This window comes from Flavobacterium rivuli WB 3.3-2 = DSM 21788 (assembly GCF_000378485.1).
Lineage (GTDB): Bacteria > Bacteroidota > Bacteroidia > Flavobacteriales > Flavobacteriaceae > Flavobacterium > Flavobacterium rivuli.
In genome coordinates, this window is record NZ_KB899970.1 from 125,968 (window position 1) to 149,994 (window position 24,027).

At 38.9% G+C, this 24,027-nt stretch carries 21 protein-coding genes; 9 read left to right on the top strand and 12 right to left on the bottom strand.

The genetic code is table 11. From position 1 onward, the window contains the following. Window positions 1-36: 36 nt before the first annotated feature. From F565_RS0111535 to F565_RS0111570, 7 genes are all read right to left on the bottom strand, one after another. The gene (locus tag F565_RS0111535; protein WP_081621336.1) at window positions 37-1,329 is read right to left on the bottom strand and encodes a 3-coathanger stack domain-containing protein; all 1,293 of its coding nucleotides are present in this window, start codon (window positions 1,327-1,329) and stop codon (window positions 37-39) included. A 27-nt stretch (window positions 1,330-1,356) separates the two neighbouring features. After that, window positions 1,357-2,325 carry a hypothetical protein gene (locus F565_RS0111540; RefSeq protein ID WP_020213387.1) on the bottom strand — a complete coding sequence of 323 codons (969 nt, stop codon included), beginning with the start codon at window positions 2,323-2,325 and terminating at the stop codon, window positions 1,357-1,359. Window positions 2,326-2,480: 155 nt separating this feature from the next. After that, entirely contained in the window at window positions 2,481-3,398 is a 918-nt protein-coding gene (locus F565_RS22380; RefSeq protein WP_020213389.1) for a T9SS type A sorting domain-containing protein, read from the bottom strand. 127 nt (window positions 3,399-3,525) lie between these two features. Beyond that, complete coding sequence (locus F565_RS0111555; protein WP_020213390.1) at window positions 3,526-3,861, bottom strand: T9SS type A sorting domain-containing protein; 336 nt, start codon at window positions 3,859-3,861, stop codon at window positions 3,526-3,528. 241 nt (window positions 3,862-4,102) lie between these two features. Further along, complete coding sequence (locus F565_RS0111560; RefSeq protein WP_020213391.1) at window positions 4,103-4,657, bottom strand: hypothetical protein; 555 nt, start codon at window positions 4,655-4,657, stop codon at window positions 4,103-4,105. A gap of 75 nt (window positions 4,658-4,732) precedes the next feature. After that, window positions 4,733-6,124: a hypothetical protein gene (locus tag F565_RS0111565; RefSeq protein WP_020213392.1), complete on the bottom strand. Its 1,392-nt coding sequence runs from the start codon at window positions 6,122-6,124 to the stop codon at window positions 4,733-4,735. Between the two features lie 33 nt (window positions 6,125-6,157). Further along, window positions 6,158-8,953 (bottom strand): TonB-dependent receptor, encoded by a 2,796-nt coding sequence (locus F565_RS0111570; RefSeq protein WP_020213393.1) that lies wholly within the window; start codon window positions 8,951-8,953, stop codon window positions 6,158-6,160. Between the two features lie 182 nt (window positions 8,954-9,135). Here F565_RS0111570 and F565_RS0111575 point away from each other — a divergent pair, with 182 nt between their 5' ends. Both F565_RS0111575 and F565_RS0111580 read left to right on the top strand, forming a co-directional pair. Continuing rightward, complete coding sequence (locus tag F565_RS0111575; RefSeq protein WP_020213394.1) at window positions 9,136-9,822, top strand: response regulator transcription factor; 687 nt, start codon at window positions 9,136-9,138, stop codon at window positions 9,820-9,822. Further along, the gene (locus tag F565_RS0111580; protein WP_020213395.1) at window positions 9,819-10,862 is read left to right on the top strand and encodes a sensor histidine kinase; all 1,044 of its coding nucleotides are present in this window, start codon (window positions 9,819-9,821) and stop codon (window positions 10,860-10,862) included. Before F565_RS0111575 ends, F565_RS0111580 begins: the two co-directional genes overlap by 4 nt. Here the strand turns inward: F565_RS0111580 and F565_RS0111585 are convergent. After that, window positions 10,836-11,897, bottom strand: a complete 1,062-nt coding sequence (locus F565_RS0111585) for a glycosyltransferase (RefSeq protein ID WP_020213396.1) — start codon at window positions 11,895-11,897, stop codon at window positions 10,836-10,838. The genes F565_RS0111580 and F565_RS0111585 overlap by 27 nt on opposite strands. A gap of 98 nt (window positions 11,898-11,995) precedes the next feature. On the opposite strand from F565_RS0111585, the gene trmB reads away from it, so the two are divergent. The 7 genes from trmB (at window position 11,996) to F565_RS0111625 (ending at window position 16,777) form a co-directional block, all read left to right on the top strand. Then, a complete protein-coding gene (trmB, locus tag F565_RS0111590; RefSeq protein ID WP_020213397.1) occupies window positions 11,996-12,670 on the top strand; it encodes a tRNA (guanosine(46)-N7)-methyltransferase TrmB in 675 nt (224 codons plus the stop codon). 1 nt (window position 12,671) lies between these two features. Beyond that, a complete protein-coding gene (locus F565_RS0111595) occupies window positions 12,672-13,310 on the top strand; it encodes a LysE family transporter (RefSeq protein WP_020213398.1) in 639 nt (212 codons plus the stop codon). Window positions 13,311-13,321: 11 nt separating this feature from the next. Continuing rightward, window positions 13,322-13,660, top strand: a complete 339-nt coding sequence (locus F565_RS0111600; RefSeq protein ID WP_020213399.1) for an MGMT family protein — start codon at window positions 13,322-13,324, stop codon at window positions 13,658-13,660. A 169-nt stretch (window positions 13,661-13,829) separates the two neighbouring features. After that, window positions 13,830-14,960: an Mrp/NBP35 family ATP-binding protein gene (locus tag F565_RS0111605; RefSeq protein WP_020213400.1), complete on the top strand. Its 1,131-nt coding sequence runs from the start codon at window positions 13,830-13,832 to the stop codon at window positions 14,958-14,960. Between the two features lies 1 nt (window position 14,961). Next, window positions 14,962-15,201, top strand: a complete 240-nt coding sequence (locus F565_RS0111610; RefSeq protein WP_020213401.1) for a NifU family protein — start codon at window positions 14,962-14,964, stop codon at window positions 15,199-15,201. Window positions 15,202-15,302: 101 nt separating this feature from the next. Further along, window positions 15,303-16,355, top strand: a complete 1,053-nt coding sequence (locus F565_RS0111620; protein WP_020213402.1) for an NAD(P)/FAD-dependent oxidoreductase — start codon at window positions 15,303-15,305, stop codon at window positions 16,353-16,355. Window positions 16,356-16,450: 95 nt separating this feature from the next. Continuing rightward, the gene (locus F565_RS0111625; protein WP_020213403.1) at window positions 16,451-16,777 is read left to right on the top strand and encodes a 2Fe-2S iron-sulfur cluster-binding family protein; all 327 of its coding nucleotides are present in this window, start codon (window positions 16,451-16,453) and stop codon (window positions 16,775-16,777) included. Between the two features lie 170 nt (window positions 16,778-16,947). Here F565_RS0111625 and F565_RS22385 read toward each other — a convergent pair whose 3' ends face one another. The 4 genes from F565_RS22385 to rimP all read right to left on the bottom strand — a co-directional run bounded on the left by F565_RS22385 (window position 16,948) and on the right by rimP (window position 23,973). Continuing rightward, complete coding sequence (locus tag F565_RS22385) at window positions 16,948-19,131, bottom strand: adenylate/guanylate cyclase domain-containing protein (RefSeq protein WP_169336023.1); 2,184 nt, start codon at window positions 19,129-19,131, stop codon at window positions 16,948-16,950. A gap of 80 nt (window positions 19,132-19,211) precedes the next feature. Then, complete coding sequence (gene infB, locus F565_RS0111635) at window positions 19,212-22,190, bottom strand: translation initiation factor IF-2 (RefSeq protein ID WP_020213405.1); 2,979 nt, start codon at window positions 22,188-22,190, stop codon at window positions 19,212-19,214. A 55-nt stretch (window positions 22,191-22,245) separates the two neighbouring features. Next, on the bottom strand, window positions 22,246-23,490 hold the full coding sequence (nusA, locus tag F565_RS0111640) for a transcription termination factor NusA (protein WP_020213406.1): 1,245 nt from the start codon (window positions 23,488-23,490) through the stop codon (window positions 22,246-22,248). An 18-nt stretch (window positions 23,491-23,508) separates the two neighbouring features. Continuing rightward, complete coding sequence (gene rimP, locus F565_RS0111645) at window positions 23,509-23,973, bottom strand: ribosome assembly cofactor RimP (protein ID WP_026300017.1); 465 nt, start codon at window positions 23,971-23,973, stop codon at window positions 23,509-23,511. Between the last annotated feature and the right edge of the window lie 54 nt (window positions 23,974-24,027).

The following is a 24,027-nucleotide window of genomic DNA, read 5'->3' on the forward strand; positions in this document are numbered from 1 at the left end:
TGTAGTAGGGGATGCTCATGAAATGATAATAAATGTTTATTTAACGATAAGTCTTTCGGTTAAAGTTTCGCCGGTTCCTATAGTGATATTAACTATATATATTCCTTGCTTAAAATCAGTAATTGTAATGCTATGTGTGGTTACGTCGTCCTGAAGCTTTTGGCTGTACATGGTTTTACCATCAAAAGAGGTTATTGTTACATTGGTTATATTTTTAGATGATGAAATTGTAACATTGCCTGATGCAGGATTTGGATGAACAGACAATGATTTGTTTTCCAATACTTCTTCGATGCTATTTTCAGGTGCTGCTTTTCGCGATGTGCTGGCATTTCCTGTTTCGCAATCATTTATTTTTGCTAAAAATAAACTGTTATTTGCAGTATAAAAATCAGAGCCTAAATATACCGAATTACCTGCTAAATAATTAGCTTCCGCAGATGTGCTTATGGTGTTTGATGCCATTATATCGTATTTTATTTGTCTGTTATCAATGCCCGAAGTTACATTGTTGGTAGGTGAAACCAAGGTAAGGTATGGAGGGCATCCGTCTGATATGGTGCATATAAATCCTGTAATAGAATCTATTTCGTCAATGCTTAAATTAAAATCGTCTGTAACCATTAAATACCTTCCCGATACACCCGGACCATCAGGGTCTGCAGGATATGATTCTACGGTACCTGTGTATGTACCGCCAAAGCTGGATATTGCCGCCGAAGCATTTAATGATTCATTATATGCTTCAGTAGGAGGTATATGGGTAACTACAAATTTTGCATGTCTGTTATTTTTAAATGCAGTATAATTTGTAAATGCAGCGTTTGTGTTTAACTGGTTAGAAGTACGGTTAACAAGGTAGCTGGCTGCGAGGCTAGATGCCCTAAACGCATCTGTAAACATATATATTACAAGATTGTTTGATGCAGAGCGATTAAGCGTTTTTTGAGTACTAATTATGTTAGCATCTAAAATATTATCAAGTGCCTTACCAATTAATCCTAATGCTTCATGAGCATAATCTGACGTTCCAACTGATCGTCTAATAAATGAGTTGGCAATAGTTACATTATTGGTAAAATCTGACTCTATGTATATTTTTGGATTAAAGCCGCCAATATAGGTGCCGCCGTAATGTACAACTGCAACCCTGTTTTCGTTGCACTCTAAAACATTAATAATGATGTTTTCTATAGAACTTTTCATGTTTACAAATTCGGCATCAGTAATAGACTGACTATTATCTATCCAGATAATCACATCGGCCTGCCCAAAGCTTTTTAGGCCCATGAGCATAAACAACGTTAAGTATAAATACACGTTTTTCATAATTATTATATTTTAATTAAACGTATATTATTTGTTGTCTGCCATTTTAAGTACAAGTGCTTTTAATTCTTGTAATTCTTTTGCCTGTTGGTCTATTTGTTTTTGTTGTGCTATGGCATACAGGGTAAGCTCTTCTATTTTTTCCTGCTGTATCTTTGCCATGTTGCCCATTTCTATACCATCTTCTTCAACCTGTTTGGCCGAAGGTACATTAGGTAAATGCCCGTTCTCTTGTATAAAACATTCTACCTCTGCAAGTGGTTTAAGTTTATAAGTATCTTCAAAAACATAATCAGCCCATGTTGTAGCCACACGTACCTCTTTAGCCAGTATGCCGCCATTAACCACAAGCTTATAAGCAGCCACGTTTATCCCTCCACCCGTTGTAGGGAAAGCCGCAGTGCCCAAACCTATACCCACTTTGCCATTAAATTTTAGAAGGTCATTGGCAAAGTCGCCCCAGATTAGTGGGGTGTAAGTTTCACCTTGATCTATTACTAATGTATTGCTTGTGCATTGTGCGAATCCAGCTAATGTACCTATAAATATACTTCCAGATACATTATTTCCTACATCTTCACAGCCACTGCCATTACCAATAAAAATATTCCCACTCCCAGTAATATTTGTATTTCCAGCATAATTGCCTATTGCAATATTTGCAGCTCCTATTGTATTTTGGCCCCCTGCTCCCTGTCCAAGAAAGGTATTAAACCTTCCCGTTGTATTAAAACTGCCTGAACTGTTCCCACAAAAAACATTGTTATCTCCTGTAGTGTTATTTAGACCACTTTGATGTCCAATAAAAGTATTATCTAATCCAGTTGCAGTATTTACTTTCCCTGCCTGATACCCAAAAAAAGCATTCCCGGTTCCTAAAGTTCCTGCTTCAAGACCCCTGCTGGTTATTGTGGTTGTTGCAGAATTGGTTTGCGCAGTAACTGTAAATAATCCCGTGGCAATTAGTATGCTTGTAAATAATAAACGTGTTTTCATAATAAAAGGTGGTTTTATGTTGTATTTAAAATTAGGAAAAATTTTACATGTATTTAACATTTTACATTATTATAATGTAACGTGCAGTTTAATTATTGTGAAAAAAAAAGCCCCGCTGTTTAGCGGGGCTCCTTATAAATTTATGTAGGGGTAAATTATCTTACAACAAGTTTTTTAGTTGCAGTTTTACCGGCTTCAGTAATTTTTACGATGTAAACACCAGCGTTAAGAGCAGAAGCATTTACTTCGCCGTTAGCAGTTGTAGTGTTTATAACCTGTTTGCCTAATACATCAAATACAGCTACTGTTTTTACAGCGTTGCTGCTTGATGTTACATTAAGGATGTTACCTGTAAGTGGGTTAGGGTATACTTTTAAACCAGCGATTTCGCTTTGTTTAACGCCAGCAACACCTGAAGTACCTGTGAATACAACATCATCTATACTAAAGTTACCGCCATCACCTTCTGCATTATAACCATAAAATCTGAAAGTTACCGGAGTTGTAAGTCCAGTGTGGTTACTTAAGTTTACAGTATGACCATTTACACCTTGTGTAAATGCATCTAATGTCCAGAAAAACACATTACCTGCTTGAACACTTACGTTAGCATTAGTGTCAATTGAAACAGGAAGATTTGTAGCGAAATTATCTACACTTGATCTTACAACATAAGTTCTTACACCAGTACCAGATCTTTGTCCTCTAAATGTAAGTTGAGTTAAATTTAAAGGTGCACCAGCAGTTGGTGTGATTATTACCTGATAGTAAACACCTGTATTTATAGTGCCAGTTAAAGCTGAATAATCATCAACTGCAGTTGTAGCTCCAAGTGGTTGGTTAGGGAATGAAAAACGACCAGGTCCTGATGATCCAGTAACGGTAGGTAATAAATTCGGGTTAACAACATTGAATGATCCAAAAGTAACTCCTGTAGCAGTTGGTACGGCGGTAGGGTCCGTTGTACCAGAAGTTTGAGTTACTCCTGCGAAATCATAAGTTGCAGTGAAATCCTGTGCAAATGCAGCTGCACCAAATAATAGGCTTAATGATAAAGTGTAAAGTTTTTTCATGTGTTTAATTTTTTTCTATAAATTTATTCTGTAGGGCAAAGATAATAACATTATACAAGTACAAAAGTGTTATAATGTGAAATTAAGGTTAATTCAAGGGGTTTTATAACAGTTTTAACTTACAGTTTTATTTAACTATTAGTTTTCGGGTGGCAGTAGCGTCGCCCTCCTTAACTTTTATAATATAAACGCCGGGGGTAAGGTTGCCTATGTTAAGCTCTTTACCCGTTATGGTTGCCTGCATTATTTTTTTGCCAAGCACATCATATATTATAACATCTTTGCTCTGGGCCGTTTTAGATGTTACATATATCCTGTCGCCACTTACCGGGTTTGGGTAAATGTTAAGCCCTTCTATAGTTTCTTTTCCGGCAGCAGAAACCTGTTTGCTTTCCTGGGCAACAGCCCCAAGGGAAAACAAAAAGAATAGCAGTAAAGTGATATAAAAGTAGTTTTTCTTCATTGATAATGATTGACGTTGTAAATGTATAAAATATTTTCAATAACCATACCAAATAAAATGTGAACTATACATTTTATTTAACATTTTTATTTTTGCTGTGTTTCAGTCAGTTAAAACGTAGTTAAACAATTATTTTTTAAATAATATACTGCTTAATTTACTGTGTTTTACAGGCGCTTTAGCATAAAAAAAACTGCCACATGTTATTGTGGCAGTTTTAGCAAAGCATATATTTGCTTTATTATTTTTTTACAGCCCAACTGCGGGCTGTTTTATCATAATAAGTATTAGCATCAGGAAATTCTATATAAAATTCTCCTTTAGCGTTTGCCGTGTAGTAAGGAGAAACGTCATCGCCATGCACATATTTTTCAAAAAGCATCGCTGTTTTTTTCCTTAACTCGGGCTCTTCCATTTTCCAGGTTCTTATTGCCTCTTCATATTCTGCTATTTTGCCATCTGCACCATATTTTAGTTTTCCTATAGTGGCAACTTTTTTGAGTTTAAGGCTTGGGGCAATTTTTGCAATTGCAAAATAAACGGTGCCATCTTTATCTTTATAATAATGTAAAAGGTCGGCTTTTTGTGCCCTTGCAGTATACTCTTTGTTGTATATAGTATCAAACTTTGTTGCCTCGGTTGCTTTATAGGCTAAATCATCTACATAGCGAATTACAGAATATTTAAAGCTTTCCTGCTCGGTTTTTGTTATATGTGCCGATGGCTCAGTAACAAGGATCTCTTTTTTACATGAGTATAGCGCAAGGATAAGAAAAAGAAATGAAAAATATTTCATGAGGTAGTCTTTAGAATTATAAAAAGAGCTTAGTCGTTATGACTAAGCTCTTCAAATGTATAAAAATTATTTTATTTAGTAAACTTTAGCGATAGGGTTAAATTCAGCCCAACCGTCTGTCCAGTCTGTAGCTCCAAAAGCACCTTTGTAAGTTACATTCTCTAAGCCTGCTAATTTAGCATCTGTAAAAGAAGCACCAGTAGCTAAAGTACCAGATGTTACAGCAAATGTAGGGTTAGCAGTATATGCAGTTCTTGTGTTGCTACCAAAGAAGATGTTTGTGTTTAAGCCTAAACCTGAGTATATAGCAGGGAAATCTGTAGTTGTAATAGTTGTATTACCGTTTGCAGCATTTTCCCATAGTGCTTTTACAGCAGCAGCATCGGCAGTCATACCTGTACCTACAGCATAAGTTAAAAGATCTGCAACAAGAACGTTGTTTTTAAGGATACCAGTACCTGCATTGTAGTTGTCAAATACAGTTTGTTGGTTGAACCTGATACCTCTTGGGTAACCTACAAATACAGAGTTTGCTACGTTAAGGGCAACTCTTCTTCTTAGGTCCATAGAGTGCTGGAAGTTAGCATTAACACTTTGAGTACTTACAGCACGTGGGCCTACAGATGTTAAGTTAGATATTACCGCAGTTGTAAGGAAATCTGTAGCGTTATCGTTAGGTCCGTTATCAGCCTCGATAGAGTTTGAACCAGACTGGTCAGCATAACTTGGGTAACGAACGTCAAGAGCATACTGTAATTTTCCAGAGAAACCAAAGTCGATATCAAAAGCATCATCCCAAGTTGCAAATACGATAAGGTGTTTGCCGTTTACAGCACCACCAAACCACTCAAAACCGTCATCACCACCAAAAGATGTCTGGCAGTACTCTACAACAGTACCAGAACCTACACCACCTAAAGTGATAGAGTTAGTTTCGTTGTTTGGAGTTAATTCAATACCTGCAAATTCTACCCTTACATATTTTAATATACCAGAGTTATCTGCATCATTTGTACCACCGTAAACTACAGCAGGTGTAATACCTTCTATAGCAGGGCTTGCCTGGTTTACTTTAGCTTTACCTAAAAGTACTATACCACCCCAGTCTCCACGGTCTCTTGTACCTTCTTCAAGAGCTGAAGTAAATACAATTGGCTCTGTAGCTGTACCTTCAGCCATGATTTTACCACCTAAACCAATAATAAGCGTACCTTTAGTAGCTTTGTCTCCATAAACTACAGTACCTGGTTGTACAGTAAGAGTTTTACCTTCGTTTACAAAAACCTGACCTTTAATAAGGTATTTTTTGTCTTTAGTTAATGTTTGAGTATCAAGGTTTCCGCTTAGTTCAACAAGGTCACTTCCTGCAACAGGTGGAGTAGTTGTAGTGCTGTCATCATCACTACATGATGTTACTGCAAGCATAGACATAACAACGCCGGCAAGATAAAAAAAACTTTTTTTCATAGTTGTAAAATTAATTATTGTGTTATTTATTAATTAAAAGTTGTAAGCAATATTCAGGTTAAATAATGTTCCTCTTTTAAGCACAGATGTTGCATTATCTTTGCTTGTGTTTATTTTTTCGTCCCTGTTAGAATCTTCATAAAAACGGTACTTGTCGTTTAACAGGTTTTGAATGCCAAGTTTAAATGTGGTATTGTTTACCTTTTTAGCAATGGTCATATCCAGGTTGTTACGGGACAATTCATAAATTGACGGGAAGTTTACGTCTCCGGCAGAGAATATCCTGTCGCCAAACCTGTTATAGATAAGGTTTACAGAAAAATCTTTTTCATCTTTATAACCCAGTGCAACATTTACAATATAAGGAGACTGTCCTTGTAGTGCCCTTTTTTGAACCTGTGCAACTGCTGCTGCACCAAGATCTACTTCGGATATTATGTATGATGCATTTAGGTTTACCGACATGCGGTCTATGATAGTACTGTTTGTCCAGCCCTTGAATGATTTTTTAGCTTCAAGCTCTACACCATAGTTGTTTGCAGATTTTGCGTTGTTAAATACAAACTGTGGGTTACCTGCAATTTGTGTAGTTAACTCTATAGGGTCTGTAAATCTTTTGTAAAAAGCACCAATACTTACGGTTTCGCTCTTGCTTGGGTAAAACTCATATTTAAGGTCTATGTTATCAATCTTTGCTGTTTTAAGGTCCGGATTACCTACAAGGTTAGCTTCGTTTACATAATCATAGAAAAGGAATGGGGCAAGTTCCCTAAATTCCGGCCTGTTTACCGTCCTGCTATAAGCAAAACGTACCAAAGAGTTTTCGTTTACGCTGTATCCTACGTTTAGCGATGGCAATACAGATGTAACGTTATTATTTACATTAACCGGGCCTGCATAAGTTTGAGAATCCAGTGTCTGGTTGTTTTGCTCTAAACGTACCCCTGTTGTAATATCAAAACGGTTTACAGAAAATTGTCCCTGTACATAACCGGCAAGATACGTGTTGTCTGCTTTGTAAGAATCTGTAGGGTTTGTACCCTCTCTTAAAGACCAACCGTCCTGGTTATTAACATTAGTGCTGTTAAATACTTCTGTTAAAGGAAGCCTTCTTAATTGCTCAGCCCTGTCAAAAGGAACATATCCCGGAATGATGTAAGTGTAATATTGCGCAGCAAAATCTCTTTTTCTATAGCTGGCATAGTAACCTGCTTTTAGTATAATATCGCTTAGCTCTTCATCGCCTTTTACTCTTTTAATAGTATGGGTAAAGTTTGCACCATTGTTAATAGAGTATTCGTTTAACTGGCCATAGTATCTTCCTGTATCAAATGGGTTAGATGCAGGCGGGTCTATCATAATATACGGGCTGTTAACATCTGTTGTTTGCTTGTAAGTCCTGAACCTTCTAAAGTCTGGTACATTATCTGTAAGGTCATTGTAGCCCACAACCCAGTCTAAAGTGTTGTTAGAATTTAATTTATGTTCGCCTTCCAGCTGGCCTGTGTACAGGGTGCTGCTTTGGTATAGCAGGTAATAGTTTTTAAGGATGTCGTTACCCCTGTCAAGAAAGTTGTTACCATCCCTTACAGTAGTTTCGTTTCTGCCTTTTTGGTTAAAAAGGTTTTTAAACTTAATTTTTGTATTATCTCCTAAACGCAATATCCAGTTAGAGAATAAAGTAGTATTAATTTCGTTTTGGTAAGTTTTATCCTGATAGTCAAACCATTTAGGAGCAACAGTTTCTCCCGGGTTTAGGGTAGAGTAACGTGTAAATTGCCTGTTGTAATCTTGGTATGTGTTAGAATATGACAATGAGTTTATAGTAAATAAGCTATTGTTTGTTCCACCTAAATTTATTTTACGGCCAAGGCTAAAGCCTAACCTGCTGTCTAAAAAGGCAGTCCTTTTTGTTGGGTTAAAGTTGTTAGGCAGTTCATGAGCCTGGGCGTCAGATACTATTCTTGTTGTTGCGTTAGATCCAAAACCGTTTGGTAACGGCCTGTAAGATTTATCAAACCCTAAAAAGTCTGTGTTAGAGCCTTCACTTTGCAGGTAATCATCAAAAGTTGTTCCTGTCCTGTAACCTGCACCTACATTTACCCTTGTAAACTCAGATGTGTTTTCGGCAGTTGTTATAGCAATTATACCCCCTGCAAAATCGCCTGGTTTATCTGCCGATCCTGTTTTATAAATTACCATTTTATCCAGCGAGCTTGTAGAAACAAGGTCAAAAGCAAAAGTTCTTTTATCAATTTCTGTACTTGGTGCAATAGAGTTATTTAGTAATACATTGTTATAACGCTCACTAAGACCCCTTATCATTACAAATTTACCATCTACAATAGTTACACCCGGAACACGCTGTACTGCTTCGGCAGCGTTATTATCGGTAGATTTTGCCATTTGTTCGGCAGATATACCACTTGTAATTTGTTTAGCTTCCCTCATTTCCAGTACAAGGGCGCTTTCTGTATTTCTTGTTCTTACTGTCTCAATAACAACATCTTCCATCTGTACACTGGTCGATGTTAAAATTTGGTCTGACGTTTGTGTTTCGCCTGCTACTATTGTAACTGATACTTCTACAGTCTGGTATCCTAAAAATCCAAAAACAATGGTGTGAGTTCCTGCCGGTACACTCAGGGTGTATTTTCCGCTCTCATCAGTGTTAGTAGAAATGCTTGAACCTTTTACCGATACACTTGCAAAAGGTAATGGTTCATTGTTCATGTCTTTGTCGGTAATAGTTCCTGTAAGGGTACCATTACTTTGCGCAAAGCTCATGGCCATTGTAAAGAATGCGATTAATAAAAATTTAAGTTTCATTTCGTGTGTTATAATTTTGCTGCAAAGTAAATGCCGCACTTTGATTCTAATGTTACATAATGGTTAGGTTTAGATTTGGCATTTATTACTAAATTGTTAACACATTAAATAATAGTTAACACGTTTCATGGTTTTGTATTATCTTTACCTTTACCGCCACAAAACATACACAGAGTGTCAATATGAAAAAAAAAGACATCAAGATTTTACTTGTTGATGATGAGCAGGATATCCTGGAAATTGTAGGATATAATCTTACGCAGGAGGGTTACCAGGTTATTACGGCAGTTAATGGTAGAGAAGCTGTTGCTAAGGCTAAAAAAGAAATTCCTCACCTTATTATTATAGATGTAATGATGCCCGAAATGGATGGCATGGAAGCTGTAGAAAATATAAGGAAGGTACCAGAATTGAGTAATGTGATTATTACCTTTTTAACCGCAAGAAGCGAAGATTACAGCCAGGTGGCAGGTTTTGATGCCGGGGCAGATGATTATATTGCTAAGCCTATTAAGCCAAAATTACTGGTAAGCAAAGTAAAAGCATTATTGCGCAGGCTTAAAGAAGATGATAGTAAAGCCGATGTGTTAAGGGTTGGCAATATTGAAATAAATCGCGAAGAGTACAAAATTGTAATGGAAGACCGCGAAATTGTACTGCCGCGCAAAGAGTTTGAACTATTTTACCTGCTGGCATCTAAGCCCGGTAAAGTGTTTAAAAGAGAAGAGATACTTGATAAAGTATGGGGTAACGAAGTTGTTGTGGGTGGCCGTACTATAGATGTACACATACGCAAGCTTCGCGAAAAAATAGGAGACGACATTTTTAAAACAATAAAAGGAGTGGGCTACAAGCTCGAAATTTTGTGACCATAAAATTTAAAAAATCATACCGCTTTGCCTTAAAATCGGCAAGTTATATTGCATTATTCGCTGCCGCACTGGTAGCGGGTTTAATGCAATTTTTTTATGAAATAAACTGGCAGTTTATACTGCTGCTCACTATTTCGCTTTTTTTCTTTTCGTTTTTTGTACTGCAATACCGCGTAGAGCATTTTATTTACCGCAGGGTAAAAAAAATATACGACGATATTTCGCTCCTTGAGTCCAGTACGTTTCGCAATAAATCTATCACTACAGATATGGCTACGCTTACCCGCGAGCTGGAAAAATATGCACGCGATAAAAAACGGGAAATAGAAACCCTTAAAATAGAGGAGGAGTATCGTCGGGAATTTGTCGGGAATGTATCGCACGAACTTAAAACACCATTGTTTACCGTTCAGGGATATATATTAACGCTGCTTGATGGTGCGATGAACGATAAAACTCTACGCAAAAAATACCTGCAACGTGCAGAAAAAGGTGTAGAACGCCTTATTTATATAGTGCAGGACCTGGATATGATTACCAAAATGGAGGTGGGCGACCTTAATTTATCATATTCAGAATTTAATATTGTAGACGTTGTACAAAGTGTTTTCGACCTTTTAGAAATGAAAGCCGATAAAAAAAGTATCATGCTTATGTTCGACCAAAAGTATATTAAGCCCATTACGGTATATGCCGACAGGGATAAGATACAACAGGTAATAACAAACCTTGTGGTAAACTCTATAAAATACGGCAGTGATGACGGTACTACAGAGGTGGGCATAGAAGATCTTGTAAATAATAAAATTATAGTACGTGTAAAAGATAATGGCGAGGGCATAGAGCGCAGGCATATACCCCGTTTATTTGAACGCTTTTACCGTGTAGACAGGAGTGGTGCACGTGCCGAAGGTGGCTCCGGCCTTGGCCTTGCCATTGTTAAGCATATTATAGAAGGCCACGATGAAAAACTGTATGTAGAAAGTGAGCATGGTAAGGGTTCTGAGTTTTCATTTACCCTCGAAAAGACTAAATAAGTCTTTCCATTTTATAGTACACTCTATATTTTTTAACCCCTTATACATGTCGGTTTTAGCAAGATCGCTAATTTTAAAAGCTTTTTGTGTGGCAAAAGGGGCCATGTTGCAGCGTTTTAATTTTTTGGCAAGATATATTTGTTCTGCATCTTCAGGTGTGGGTATAAAAAAAGCTTTTTTACCCAGCTTGGCAAGGTCCATAACATTAGTATATCCGGGACGGCACAGTACCATTTCACTTTCGTTAAATGCCTGCTCTAAGTCGGCAGTATTCATAAAGTTATAATAAGTAATATTATCTGCCTGCGTAACTTTTTCTACCTGCTCTACAAAGCCGCGAATAAAAATTACTTTTCCGGTATAATTAATAAGCTCCTTTCTAAGCTTTTCTTCCAGTAATGCCCGGTGTTGCTCCGGGCCCGATAGTAAAACCATCAGATTATATTTTTTTTCTGTAGCTCTTTTATGCAGGCGGCTTACAGGGCCTATGTATTTTAGGTTTAATATTTCATCTTCGGTATGGCCCAGTTTGCCAGATAGGTTTCTGTTGCCTGCAACATCGGGTACCCAGCATTCAAGATACCTTTTTACAAAAAACGAATGTATCTTAGATGTTAAGCGGGTAGTGTTACCGGTAAGTAAGTTAAGTTGATGTGTAATGAATACTGACGGTACCGATTTACAAAAGGCTCCTAAACGATTATCAGAAATTATTCCGGATAACCCGTATTCTTTAACAAATCCACACACTGTTTTATTTTCGCGGTGTACCGTCATAAACATGCGTGGCATTTGCAACAGCATTTTTAGTTTAAAAAATGCACCGTTCTTGGCGTATTCAATATGGTATTCGGGCAGCTCAAGTGCTGTAAGTAAAGGGAATTCTTTCTTTAGCAATTCCAGGGCGGCACCGTTTGATGCAATTACCGGTTCGTAGCCGTGATTTTCTAAAGCCTCTATTATGGGTATACAACGGGTAGCATGGCCCAACCCCCAATTGAGTGGGGCAACAAGAATTTTCTTTTTTAAGTACACCGGTTGTTATGTTTTTAATAAGTATTTAATAACTGCAATCTAAAATTATTTTGATTGCCATATATTTCGTTAATTTTACCAAAAATTTAAATTAAAGAGTGGGAAGTAAAAATAAATTAAGGCGCTTTAGGGAAAACGAAACTTTTGGCAACGTTTTACAGCCTACGCGCGAGGAAGCCGTTGCAGGTACATTTAACCTGAAGGGCAAATGGAATAGTGATTTTTTTAAAAATGATAATCCTATTATACTGGAGCTGGGTTGTGGTAAAGGAGAATATTCGGTAGGGCTGGCAGAGCGCTACCCCGATGCTAATTTTATAGGTATAGATATAAAAGGTGCCCGTTTTTGGCGTGGTGCAAAAACTGCTGTAGAGGATGGCCTGCATAACGTGGCTTTTTTGCGCACGCAGATAGAACTTATAGAAAACTTTTTTGCCGATGGAGAAGTGTCTGAAATATGGATAACCTTCCCGGACCCGCAAATAAAATACAAGCGTACCAAACACAGGCTTACCAATGCTGAGTTTTTAGAGCGTTATAAAAAAATACTAAAGGCAGATGGTGTGGTAAACCTTAAAACTGATAGCGAGTTTATGCACGGTTACACCCTTGGATTGTTGCATGGTGCCGGCCACGAGGTATTGTATGCTAACCATAATGTATACCATAATGCCGGTGCGCCGGAGATTGTTACTGCTATACAAACATTTTACGAGGCACAGTATTTAGAAAAAGACAAGCCTATTACATATATTAAGTTTAAAATAAAATAATATGGAAGTAATCCTCCCTTTACTGGTGGGCTTTGGTGTAGCATTTTCTACAACATTACTTCCGGGGTTATTAAACATGACGGCTGCAAAAATAAGCCTGCTTGAAGGCAGGCGTAATGCGCTTATTTTTGCAGTTGGCGCGGCTATAGTAGTTTTATTACAATCGTACATTGCGGTAACTTTTGCTAAGCTTATTAACAGGCGCCCGGATATTGTAGATACGCTGGAAGAAATTGGGGTGCTCATCTTTTTTGTACTAACCATATACTTTTTACTTATAGCTAAAAAGAAAAAGCCCAAAGCTGCCGATGCTGTTGTAAAAGTAAGGAGCAAAACAGGTAACTTTTTTTTAGGAATGGCATTATCTGCGCTTAACTTTTTTCCTATACCTTTTTATGTATTTTTAAGCATATCGCTTTCGGCTGTAAAAATATTTTTCTTTACAAACTTTTATATATGCTTTTTTGTAACCGGGGCAATGGGTGGTGCGTTTTTAGTGTTCTACCTGTATATTGCCTTCTTTAAGAAGTTTCAGCATAAAACAGAATTTTTTATGCGCAATGTAAATTACTTAATAGGTTCTATAACGGGAATTGTAGCAATAGTTACATTGCTAAAAATATGGAAAAACCATTACTAACGCTTTAAATTATGGCGGCAGATAATTCTAACTTTTTTGAGAAAGTATATGCAGTTGTAAAGCAGATACCTTACGGCAGGGTAACATCTTACGGGGCTATTGCCGCCTTTCTTGGGGCAAAACGATCTGCCCGCATGGTAGGATGGGCTATGAATGCTGCCCATAACCATGATGATATAGCAGCACATCGTGTGGTAAACAGAGTAGGTTTATTAAGCGGCAAGCATCATTTTGAGGGTACCAACCTTATGCAGCAGCTTTTAGAAAGTGAAGGTATAGAGGTGGAAGATTACAAAATAGTAGATTTTGCTAAATATTTTTGGGATCCGGCAAAGGAGTTGGAATTTTAAAATACTTAATTTCATCCCATAATTGTAAAATCACTACACTTCAGTGTGTAATTTTATAATTCCTTTGCTTTGTATAAAACCGGTAAAACTTTCTCTAAATAAACTTTTCATACTATCTTTGTACTTTGAACGAGTCTAAATAATAGGCTGTTATTGAAAGTTATATACAATGAAATTAGATAGAAAAGAAATACTTACTGCCCTTGAAACCATTACACTTGCCGGAGAAGGGCAAAATATGGTAGAGAGTGGCGCTATACGCAACGTGCTTACTTTTGGCGACGAGGTTGTGGTAGAACTTGTAATGCAAACCCCTGCCATGCACATTCGCAAGCGCGCAGAGGCAGATATAATTAAAACCATACAGGAAAAAGTACATCCTGACGCTAAGATAAAAGTAAACGTTAAGGTTGAAGCTCCGGAAAAACCCGAAATTAAAGGTAAGTCTATACCGGGCATTAGCAACATAATTGCAGTATCATCCGGTAAAGGTGGGGTAGGTAAAAGTACCGTTACGGCAAACCTGGCTGTTACCCTGGCAAAAATGGGCTTTAAAGTAGGCGTTCTTGATGCCGATATTTACGGGCCATCGATGCCTATAATGTTTGATGTAGAAAGGGAAAAGCCAATATCTATAATGGTAGACGGCAAATCTAAAATGAAGCCTATTACCAGCTATGGTGTAGAGATACTTTCTATAGGCTTTTTTACCAGCCCGGAGCAGGCCGTTATATGGCGTGGCCCTATGGCAGGTAAAGCCCTTAATCAAATGATATTTGATGCAGACTGGGGCGAGCTTGACTTTATGCTGCTTGACCTACCGCCGGGAACAGGAGATATTCACCTGTCTATAATGCAGGCATTGCCTATTACCGGTGCGGTTATTGTAAGTACACCGCAGGCTGTTGCCCTTGCCGATGCTAAAAAAGGCGTGGCAATGTTCCGTCAGGACAGTATTAATGTACCTGTACTTGGTATTATAGAAAACATGGCCTATTTTACTCCGGAAGAACTTCCTGAAAATAAATACTATATCTTTGGTAAAGAAGGTGCAAAAAACCTTGCCGAAGACCTTGATGTTCCTTTCCTTGGCGAAGTGCCAATAGTACAAAGCATACGCGAGGCCGGCGATTATGGCCGCCCTGCCGCCCTGCAAACCGCAACACCGCTTGAAGCCATTTTTGAAGAGCTTGCCCGTAACGTGGTTCAGGAAACGGTAAACAGGAATGATAACCTTCCGCCATCAGAGGCGATTAAAATAACTACGATGGCCGGATGTTCGGCTGTAAAAAAGAAATAAAATGACAACAGAAGAGATTAGAAGCAGTGTTGAAAGAGCCCTTGAAGAAATTCGCCCTTTCTTAGAATCTGACGGAGGTAATATTTCGCTTATTGATATTGAAGATGACAGGCATGTGCGTGTGCGCCTGGAAGGTGCATGCGTGGGCTGCAGCGTAAACCAGATGACGCTTAAGGCAGGTGTAGAGACTACTATTAAAAAGTATGCACCACAAATAGAAACAGTGGTAAACATTGCCTAATTTGCCCCAATAAAATACATCAGGTAAACTGATATTTATCATAATTTTTAAAAGCAATTTTAGGCATCTTTGTCCTGAAATTGCTTTTACCATATATAACCATGATCACAACAGATATACTTATAATAGGCGCAGGCCCTACAGGGCTTTTTGCCGTATTTGAAGCAGGACTGCTAAAACTTAAATGCCACATTATAGACGCGCTTCCGCAAATAGGGGGGCAGCTGTCTGAACTTTATCCTAAGAAACCTATTTTTGATATTCCGGGGTACCCGTCTGTGTTGGCGGGAGATTTAGTGCATAACCTGATGGAACAGATAAAACAGTTTCAGCCTGGTTTTACACTTAATGAAAAAGCCGAGACTATAAAAAAACTGGAAGACGGTACTTTTATAGTTACTACAAATAAAGGTACAGAACACCATGCCAAAGCCGTGGCTATTGCCGGTGGTTTAGGTAGTTTCGAGCCCCGAAAACCTATTATAGAAAGCATAGAATTTTATGAAGATAAAGGTGTGGAGTACTTTGTAAAAGACCCTGAACTTTTTCGTGATAAAAAAATTGTTATTGCCGGTGGTGGCGACTCTGCACTTGACTGGAGTGTTTTCCTTGCCGATGTAGCATCTGAAGTAACTTTAGTACACCGCAGGAACGAGTTTCGTGGCGCGTTAGATTCGGTTGAGAAAGTACAGGAACTTAAAAAACAGGGTAAAATTCGCCTTGTTACACCTGCCGAAGTTACGGGCATTCGTGGCGATGAGCACGTGGAAGAACTGGATATAGAAATTGATGGTGCACACAGCACCATTAAAACCGATTATTTTATTCCGCTTTTTGGACTTACACCTAAGCTTGGCGCTATTGCCCACTGGGGACTTGAAATAGAAAAGAATGCCATTAAAGTTAACAACGCCTTAGATTACCAGACTAATATAGAAGGTATTTATGCCATAGGCGATATTAATACTTATCCGGGTAAGCTAAAGCTGATACTTTGTGGTTTCCATGAGGCTACGTTAATGTGCCAGAGTGTGTTTAACAAACTTAACCCGGGAAAGAAATACGTGCTTAAATATACTACCGTGAGTGGAGTAGATGGTTTTGATGGTACCCGTAAGGAAGCTGAAAAACAGGTTGTAAAAGCAATAGATTAATTTGTTTAGAGTTTAATGCATAAAGTTTCCTGACAGTTCGTTTAGGATTGAGTGGGTAACTTTAAACCTGAAACTTTAAATGTTAAACAAAGTTTATGAGCGACGTAACAATAACAATTACCGATAGGGAAGGAGTAGTACACGAAGTGCAGGCACCAACAGATATGGCCATGAACATTATGGAGCTGTGCCGTGCTTACGAGCTTGCACCAGATGGTACTATAGGTGTGTGTGGCGGCATGGCCATGTGCGCCTCCTGCCAGTGCTATATACTTAACGATGTAGAGATACCCGAAATGGGCCCCGATGAAGATGCTATGCTGAGTGAAGCTTTTAACGTGAAGCCTAATAGCCGCTTGGGATGCCAGATACCCATTACACCCGAACTTGAAGGGCTTGCTTTAGAGCTTGCCCCCGAATAACAAAAAATCCCGCACTGCGGGATTTTTTGTGTCTATTAATTAGTGGTTTTGCAAATTATGCTACAGTCGCTGTGGTACTCAAGTATATCCATTCGCGCCTCTGTATCTTAGCGCCTTTGCGTGACATTTTTAAGCACATTGTACTGTAGTATTCTATAAATAATGGTGTGCTAAGATTTAGGTTCTGCGAAATACATCTTTATAAGACCTTTCCCTTTAGCATCTAATTCACCACGATACTCTGTATCGTAGTGGTCTCTAACTAAGTTATAAGTGCTCTCACTTATGTTTACCTTACCGGGTTGGCCGTTAGTTTCCATACGCGAGGCAATATTTACAGCATCACCCCAAATGTCGTAAGCAAACTTTTTAATGCCCACAATACCGGCAACCACCTCACCGGAGTTAATGCCTATGCGCATTTCAAAAAATACTTTTCCCTGCAGCTCACGTTGTTTTTTGTAATCGATGATAAAATCCCTTATCTCTAAAGCCGCTTTTACAGCGTTAACAGCATGGTTTGGGGATGCAGTGGGCAAACCGCTTACAGCCATGTAGGAATCGCCTATAGTCTTGATTTTTTCGATGTTATACTTAGTTGTAATCTGGTCAAAAGCTTTGAAACAATAATTAAGTTCGGCTATTATTTCTGTAGGAGATAAATTTTCAGATAGTTTGGTAAATCCCACAAAATCTGTAAATAATATAGATACCTCTCCGTGTTGCTGGGCATGTGCCTCGCCATTAATTTTAAGCTCTTCGGCCACTTCTGCCGGAAGTATGTTTAGCAGCAGGTCGTCGCTGCGTTTCTTTTCATGGGCAATAATACGGTTATCTTTCCTCTTGCGCGTATAGGCCACACCGGCACCAATACTAATGAGTACAAAAATGCCAATACCGGCATAAGCATAATTGCGGTTTGTTTGTTCTTTATCAAGGGCTGCTTTTTGATTAGCTTTTAAAAGGATTTCTTTTTCATTATATGCAAAATCAGCCTGTCTGGCAATAAGCTTTTCCCTGTTTGCCCTGTTGTATACACTGTCTTTATAATTAATGTAAGCCTTATAATGGCTTAGGGCCCGCTTGTCGTTTCCTGCAGATTCATACCCCTGATGTAAATAGTCAGACACCATGGCAAGCATATCATAGTCAAGGGAGGTTTTATAAAATTTTACCGATTTTTCCAGTAAGGCAATACCTTCCCTAAGAAGGTTTTTATCTTTACTGCTTTTAGCTATAGTTATGCAGGTTGCGCCTACATTAGCTTCAGATTCTGCCAAAGGCTGTGCTACTTTACGCTCTTGTGCTATGCTTAAGGCCTGTCTATGATATTTAAGTGCCCTGGTATAATCTTGTAAAACAAAACATCGCTGTGCAATATTTGTAAGTATACTATTATTTTTTTCTTTAAGTGCTTTTTGTGCAATTTTATCATATTCTGCCACCGCACCCTTATTATTTCCTTCATTTAGGTAATTAGTTGCATTATTTAAATAGATATTTTCTTTGCTTGAGGTTGCATCTTTACAATTTTTGTGCTTAGAGGCAAATTCATTAGCCTTTTTCAGGTTTTTTTTGTCTTTATAGACATTTGCCAAGTAAGCATATAAAATGCATTTATCAATGCCGGGAGCATTATTTTCCTCAGCTTTTTTAAGCAGGGTAAGGCATTGGGCTACTACTTTATCAGTACTGCCTAAAGTACTAAATATCTGTAATAAAAAGGCATTAGCCCGTCCAGAATGTGCTACAAGTTTATTTTTATCTGCAACACTGATTACTTTATTACATAAATCTACAGCTTTAATTAAGTCATTTCTTTGCTGGTACATATACGCCAACTCAAGGCCTACTTCACAATATTCGTTATATTTTTTATGTTTTAAGTATGCATCGGCCGATTGCAGAAAATAACTCTCGGCAGTTTTAAAATCGGTTGTTTGATAATTTATACCTATAAAGCGGCTTATAAATGCAACGCCTTTCCACCGGTTAGCCTGTTTGGCCTCCTGTAGTGCTAATAACAGGTAGTGGCGCTCTTTTTGCTCATCTTTAAACCTTACTATTTCAGCAAGTACAAGATAGCTGCTCATTTTACCTGTGTAAAGATTAATTTGATTTGAGATGGCAAGCGCATCTTCGGCATAGCGTTTTGCATCATCATCCTTAGCTAAAAAGCGGCTTAAGCGTGCCAGTTTGATATAGGCATCAACTTTTACAGAATCTATTTTTACCGCAGGAAGCGCACCCGATATAGAATCGAAAATTTTTTGATATGCCTGTTTGTTTTCCTGGCTATAACAGTCTAAACAAGAAAACAATACAATAAGAAGAAATAATAATTTTCTTAGCATCAGCATTAAATTAACATAATGTGTAAACATAAAAAAATCCCGGAACATTCCGGGATTTTTTGTTTATAATTTGCAACTGCTTATTTAAGCTTTTTCTTAACTTCTACTTCCTGGTAAGCTTCTATAGTGTCATACTCTTGTATGTCATTGTAGTTTTTAATTTGCATACCACAGTCATACCCTTTAGATACTTCCTTAACATCATCTTTAAAGCGTTTAAGAGTGCTTAGTTCTCCGGTAAAGATAACTACGCCTTCACGTATAAGCCTTATTCTTGAGTTACGGAATATTTTACCATCTGTAACCATACATCCTGCAATAGAGCCCACTTTAGAGATTTTAAATACCTCACGAATCTCGGCAGTACCGGTAATCTCTTCCTTCATTTCCGGAGAAAGCATACCTTCCATTGCATCCTTAAGGTCGTCTATAGCATCATAGATGATAGAGTAGTTACGGATATCTATTTCTTCTTTATCTGCAAGTTGTCTTGCACTCGCCGAAGGACGTACGTTAAAGCCTATAATGATCGCATCTGATGCCGAAGCAAGCAATACATCACTCTCTGTAATAGCACCTACACCCTTGTGTATAATGTTTATTTGTATCTCTTCTGTAGATAGTTTAGAGAACGAGTCAGAAAGTGCTTCAACAGAACCATCCACGTCACCTTTAAGGATAATGTTAAGTTCTTTAAACTGCCCAAGAGCAATCCTCCTGCCTATCTCGGCAAGGGTAATATGCCTTTGTGTACGTACACTTTGCTCACGCATAAGTTGTGTACGTTTAGCAGCAATTTGTTTAGCCTCTTTTTCGTCTGCATATACGCTAAATTTATCACCGGCAGTAGGTGCGCCATCTAAACCTAATATAGATATAGGTGTACTTGGCCCTGCCTCTTTAATGTTGTGCCCGCGCTCATCGTGCATGGCCTTAATTTTACCGTGGTGTTTACCGGCAAGAACATAATCGCCAAGGCGAAGTGTACCGCCCTGTACAAGCACTGTAGATATATAACCGCGGCCTTTATCAAGAAACGCCTCAACAACGGTACCTACGGCAGCTTTTTCCGGGTTAGCCTTAAGGTCTAACAACTCGGCTTCAAGCAACACTTTTTCAAGAAGTTCTTTTACGCCTGTACCTTTTTTAGCAGATATGTCGTGCGATTGTATTTTACCACCCCAGTCTTCAACAAGGAGGTTCATACCGGCAAGGCGTTCTTTAATTTTTTCAGGATTAGCATTTGGCTTATCCACTTTGTTTATAGCAAATATAATAGGTACACCTGCAGCTTGTGCGTGGTTAATAGCCTCTTTAGTTTGCGGCATTATATCATCATCTGCAGCAATTACAATAATGGCAATATCTGTAACCTGGGCACCACGTGCACGCATTGCGGTAAACGCCTCGTGGCCCGGTGTATCAAGGAATGCAATTTTTTGGCCATTATCAAGTGTTACACCATAAGCACCAATGTGCTGTGTTATACCACCACTCTCGCCGGCAATTACATTTTCTTTACGGATATAATCCAGAAGCGATGTTTTACCGTGGTCTACGTGGCCCATTACGGTAACGATAGGTGCGCGGAATACAAGGTCTTCTTCTCTGTCTGCAACTACTTCTTTAGCTTCTTCAATATCAGTGGTTATAAATTTAATTTCATAACCAAATTCATCTGCTACAATGGTAAGTGTTTCGGCATCCAGCCTTTGGTTCATGGTAACCATGATACCAAGAGACATACATACAGATATTACTTTAGTAATAGGCACATCCATCATGGTAGCAACTTCACCTACGGTTACAAACTCTGTAACCTCAATAGTTTTGCTTCCTTCGTCAAGGGCACGTTGCTCATCATCCGTTCTCTGGCGGTGAGAGTCACGTTTATCCCTTCTGTATTTAGCAGCTTTAGATTTACCACCTTTACCCTGAAGTTTTTCAAGCGTTTCACGAATCTGGTTTTTAACCTCTTCGTCTGTAGGCTCTACTTTGCTTACAATAGCAGGACGCTTGTTAGGGCCAAATTTACCACCACCGGTAGTAGCCTGCCCGCCTGTGTTAGGCCTTATTAAGCCTGCACCACCTGGTGTACGTATGTGTACGGCAGCACCCTGTTGTCCTTGTGGCGGCTTGTTAGGGCCGTTAGGGTTAGGGGTAATTCTTTTTCTCTTATTCTTGTCTGCAGCGCTCTGATTATTTGTATTAGGGCGTATTGCAGGATCTTTTTTAGGCTCCTCTTTTTTCTTTTTAGGCTTGTTAAACTGCGATAAATCTATCGTTTGGCCTGTAAAGGTAGTACCCGAAAGTTTTTGGTACTGGGTAGTTATTTTTTCTTCCTCTGGTGCGCCTGCAGCATCTGTTGCCGGTGTAGCGGGTGCATCAGCCGGGGCTGTAGCCTGCGGTGCTGCCGGAGCAGTTTCTGCTGCCGGTATTACCGTAGCAACTGGTGCAGCCGGAGCCGGAGTTTCGGCCGGTTTTTGTTCCTGTTGTACAGGCTGTGCAGGTTTTTCTTCCTTAGCCTGTGGTTGTGCCTGTATTTTAGGCTGCTCAGGTTGCTTTTGCGCTACCGGTGCTGCTTCAGCGGGTTTAGGTGCTGCTGCGGGCTGCGGTTTTTCTGCCTGAGGTTCCTGTGTAACAGGGTTTTCTTGTTGTTTTGCAGGAGCTTTGTCTGAAGCAGGCTCAGCTTTTTTAGGGTTAAGGTCTATTTTGCCCACAGAAACCGGCCCGGATAGTGTAGCTCTCGCCCTTATAACTTCCTGCCTTTGTTTATCCTCATCCTGCTTTCTTTTTTCTTCCAGCTCTTTCTCTCTTTCTATACGCAGTGCCTCTTTTTCTTTCCTCTTTTCTTCGCTTACTTCAAGGGATGCGGCTTTGTTACCCTTGTCGGCAGAAAATTGGTTAAAAAGGGCATTATATTCCTGTCCGGATATCTTGGCATTGGGACTCGCCTCAATTATGTGGCCCTTATCTTTAAGGAACTCCACAGCCCTGTCCAGAGAAATATTTAATTCCCTTAAAACTTTGTTTATTCTTATTGCTCTTTCTTCAGACATAAATTTTTATTACTATTATCTTCAATCGTTGTGTTGTGCGGAATGTGATTACACGTTATGAATCCTCAAACTCATCTTTAAGTATCCTCATTACTTCAAGGATAGTTTCTTCTTCAAGATCAGTTCTCCTTACAAGATCGTTTACATCCTGGTTTAGTACGCTCCTTGCCGTATCCAGGCCTATTTTTGCAAATTCTGCAATGATCCATTCATCAATCTCGTCAGAGAACTCTGTTAATTCAACATCTTCATCTTCAGCAGGTGTGCCTTCGCGAATTACGTCGAGCTCATAACCTGTCAATAATCCTGCCAGTTTAATGTTATGCCCGCCGCGGCCTATTGCTTTAGATACTTCTTCCAGCTTAAGGAAAACATCTGCCCTGTGGGTTTCTTCATTAAGCTTAATAGAAGACACTTTGGCAGGGCTTAAAGCTCTCGAAATGTAAAGCTGCGTATTTGTCGTGTAATTAATAACGTCTATATTTTCGTTGCCCAGCTCACGTACAATACCGTGAATCCTGGAACCTTTCATACCCACACAAGCACCTACAGGGTCTATCCTGTCATCATAAGAGTCTACCGCTACTTTGGCTTTTTCGCCCGGTATCCTTACTACTTTTTTAACCGTGATCAGTCCGTCTGCAACTTCAGGAATTTCCTGTTCAAACAGTTTCTCAAGGAAAAGTTCAGAGGTACGCGACATAATAATTTGAGGTTTGTTGCCCTTAAGCTCCACATTCTCAATAATGCCACGCACATTGTCACCTTTCCTAAAAAAGTCACTTGGTATTTGTTTTTCTTTAGGCAACACGATCTCATTACCTTCATCATCCACCAAAATTACAGCTTTTGGCCTTACGTGGTGCACTTCGGCAGTATAAATATCACCAATAATGTCTTTAAATTGCTTGTAAAGGTTGGTGTTATCGTGTTCGTGTATTTTAGATATAAGATTTTGGCGTAAAGCAAGGATGGCCCTGCGGCCCAGCTGGATAAGTTTTACCTCTTCAGATACGTCTTCGCCCACCTCAAAATCCTTCTCTATCCTGCGTGCCTCTGTTAATGAAATTTCCTGGTTAGGGTCTTCCACTTCGCCATCGGCAACAACCACACGGTTTCTCCATATTTCCATATCCCCTTTGTCAGGGTTTATAATGATATCAAAATTATCGTCCGATCCATATTTCTTCTTCAATGCATTCCTGAATACATCTTCCAGTATCGCCATTAGCGTAACGCGATCTATAAGCTTATCATCTTTAAACTCTGAAAACGAATCGATTAATGCGAGATTTTCCATGCCAACTACTTTATTTTTTTAAAATTTTATTACAACAACAGCTTCCTTAATATCCGCATAGGCTATTTCTGCCTTTTTCTCTACGGTTTCTTTTCCTTTGCCTATTTGTTTAGGTTCGCGGGCAGTCCATTCAAGTACTATCCCGTTCTCATTAGCATCGGTAAGGTCTGCCTCTATTTCCTGCTCATTAGTTTTAACAAGCACTATTCTTCCTATATTTTTTTTAAACTGCCTTGGGTTGGTCATCGGGCTGGTTGCCCCGGCCGATGCTACCTCCAGCGAAAAATCTTCTTCTTCCCTGTCCAGGTTGTGCTCTATGGCACGGCTTATGTTTATGCAGTCCTGCAGGGTAACACCATTATCACCATCAAGGGTAACATTAATTTTATTGCCGCCGCCTATTGTAAGGTCTATTAAAAACAGGCTGGGGTGCTCTTCCAGGCCGGCATTAAGCAGACCCATAACTTTTTCCTTAAATGTCATATTTGTATAAAAAGAGGGGACTTTTGTCCCCTCATTATTCAGCATTTATTAAAT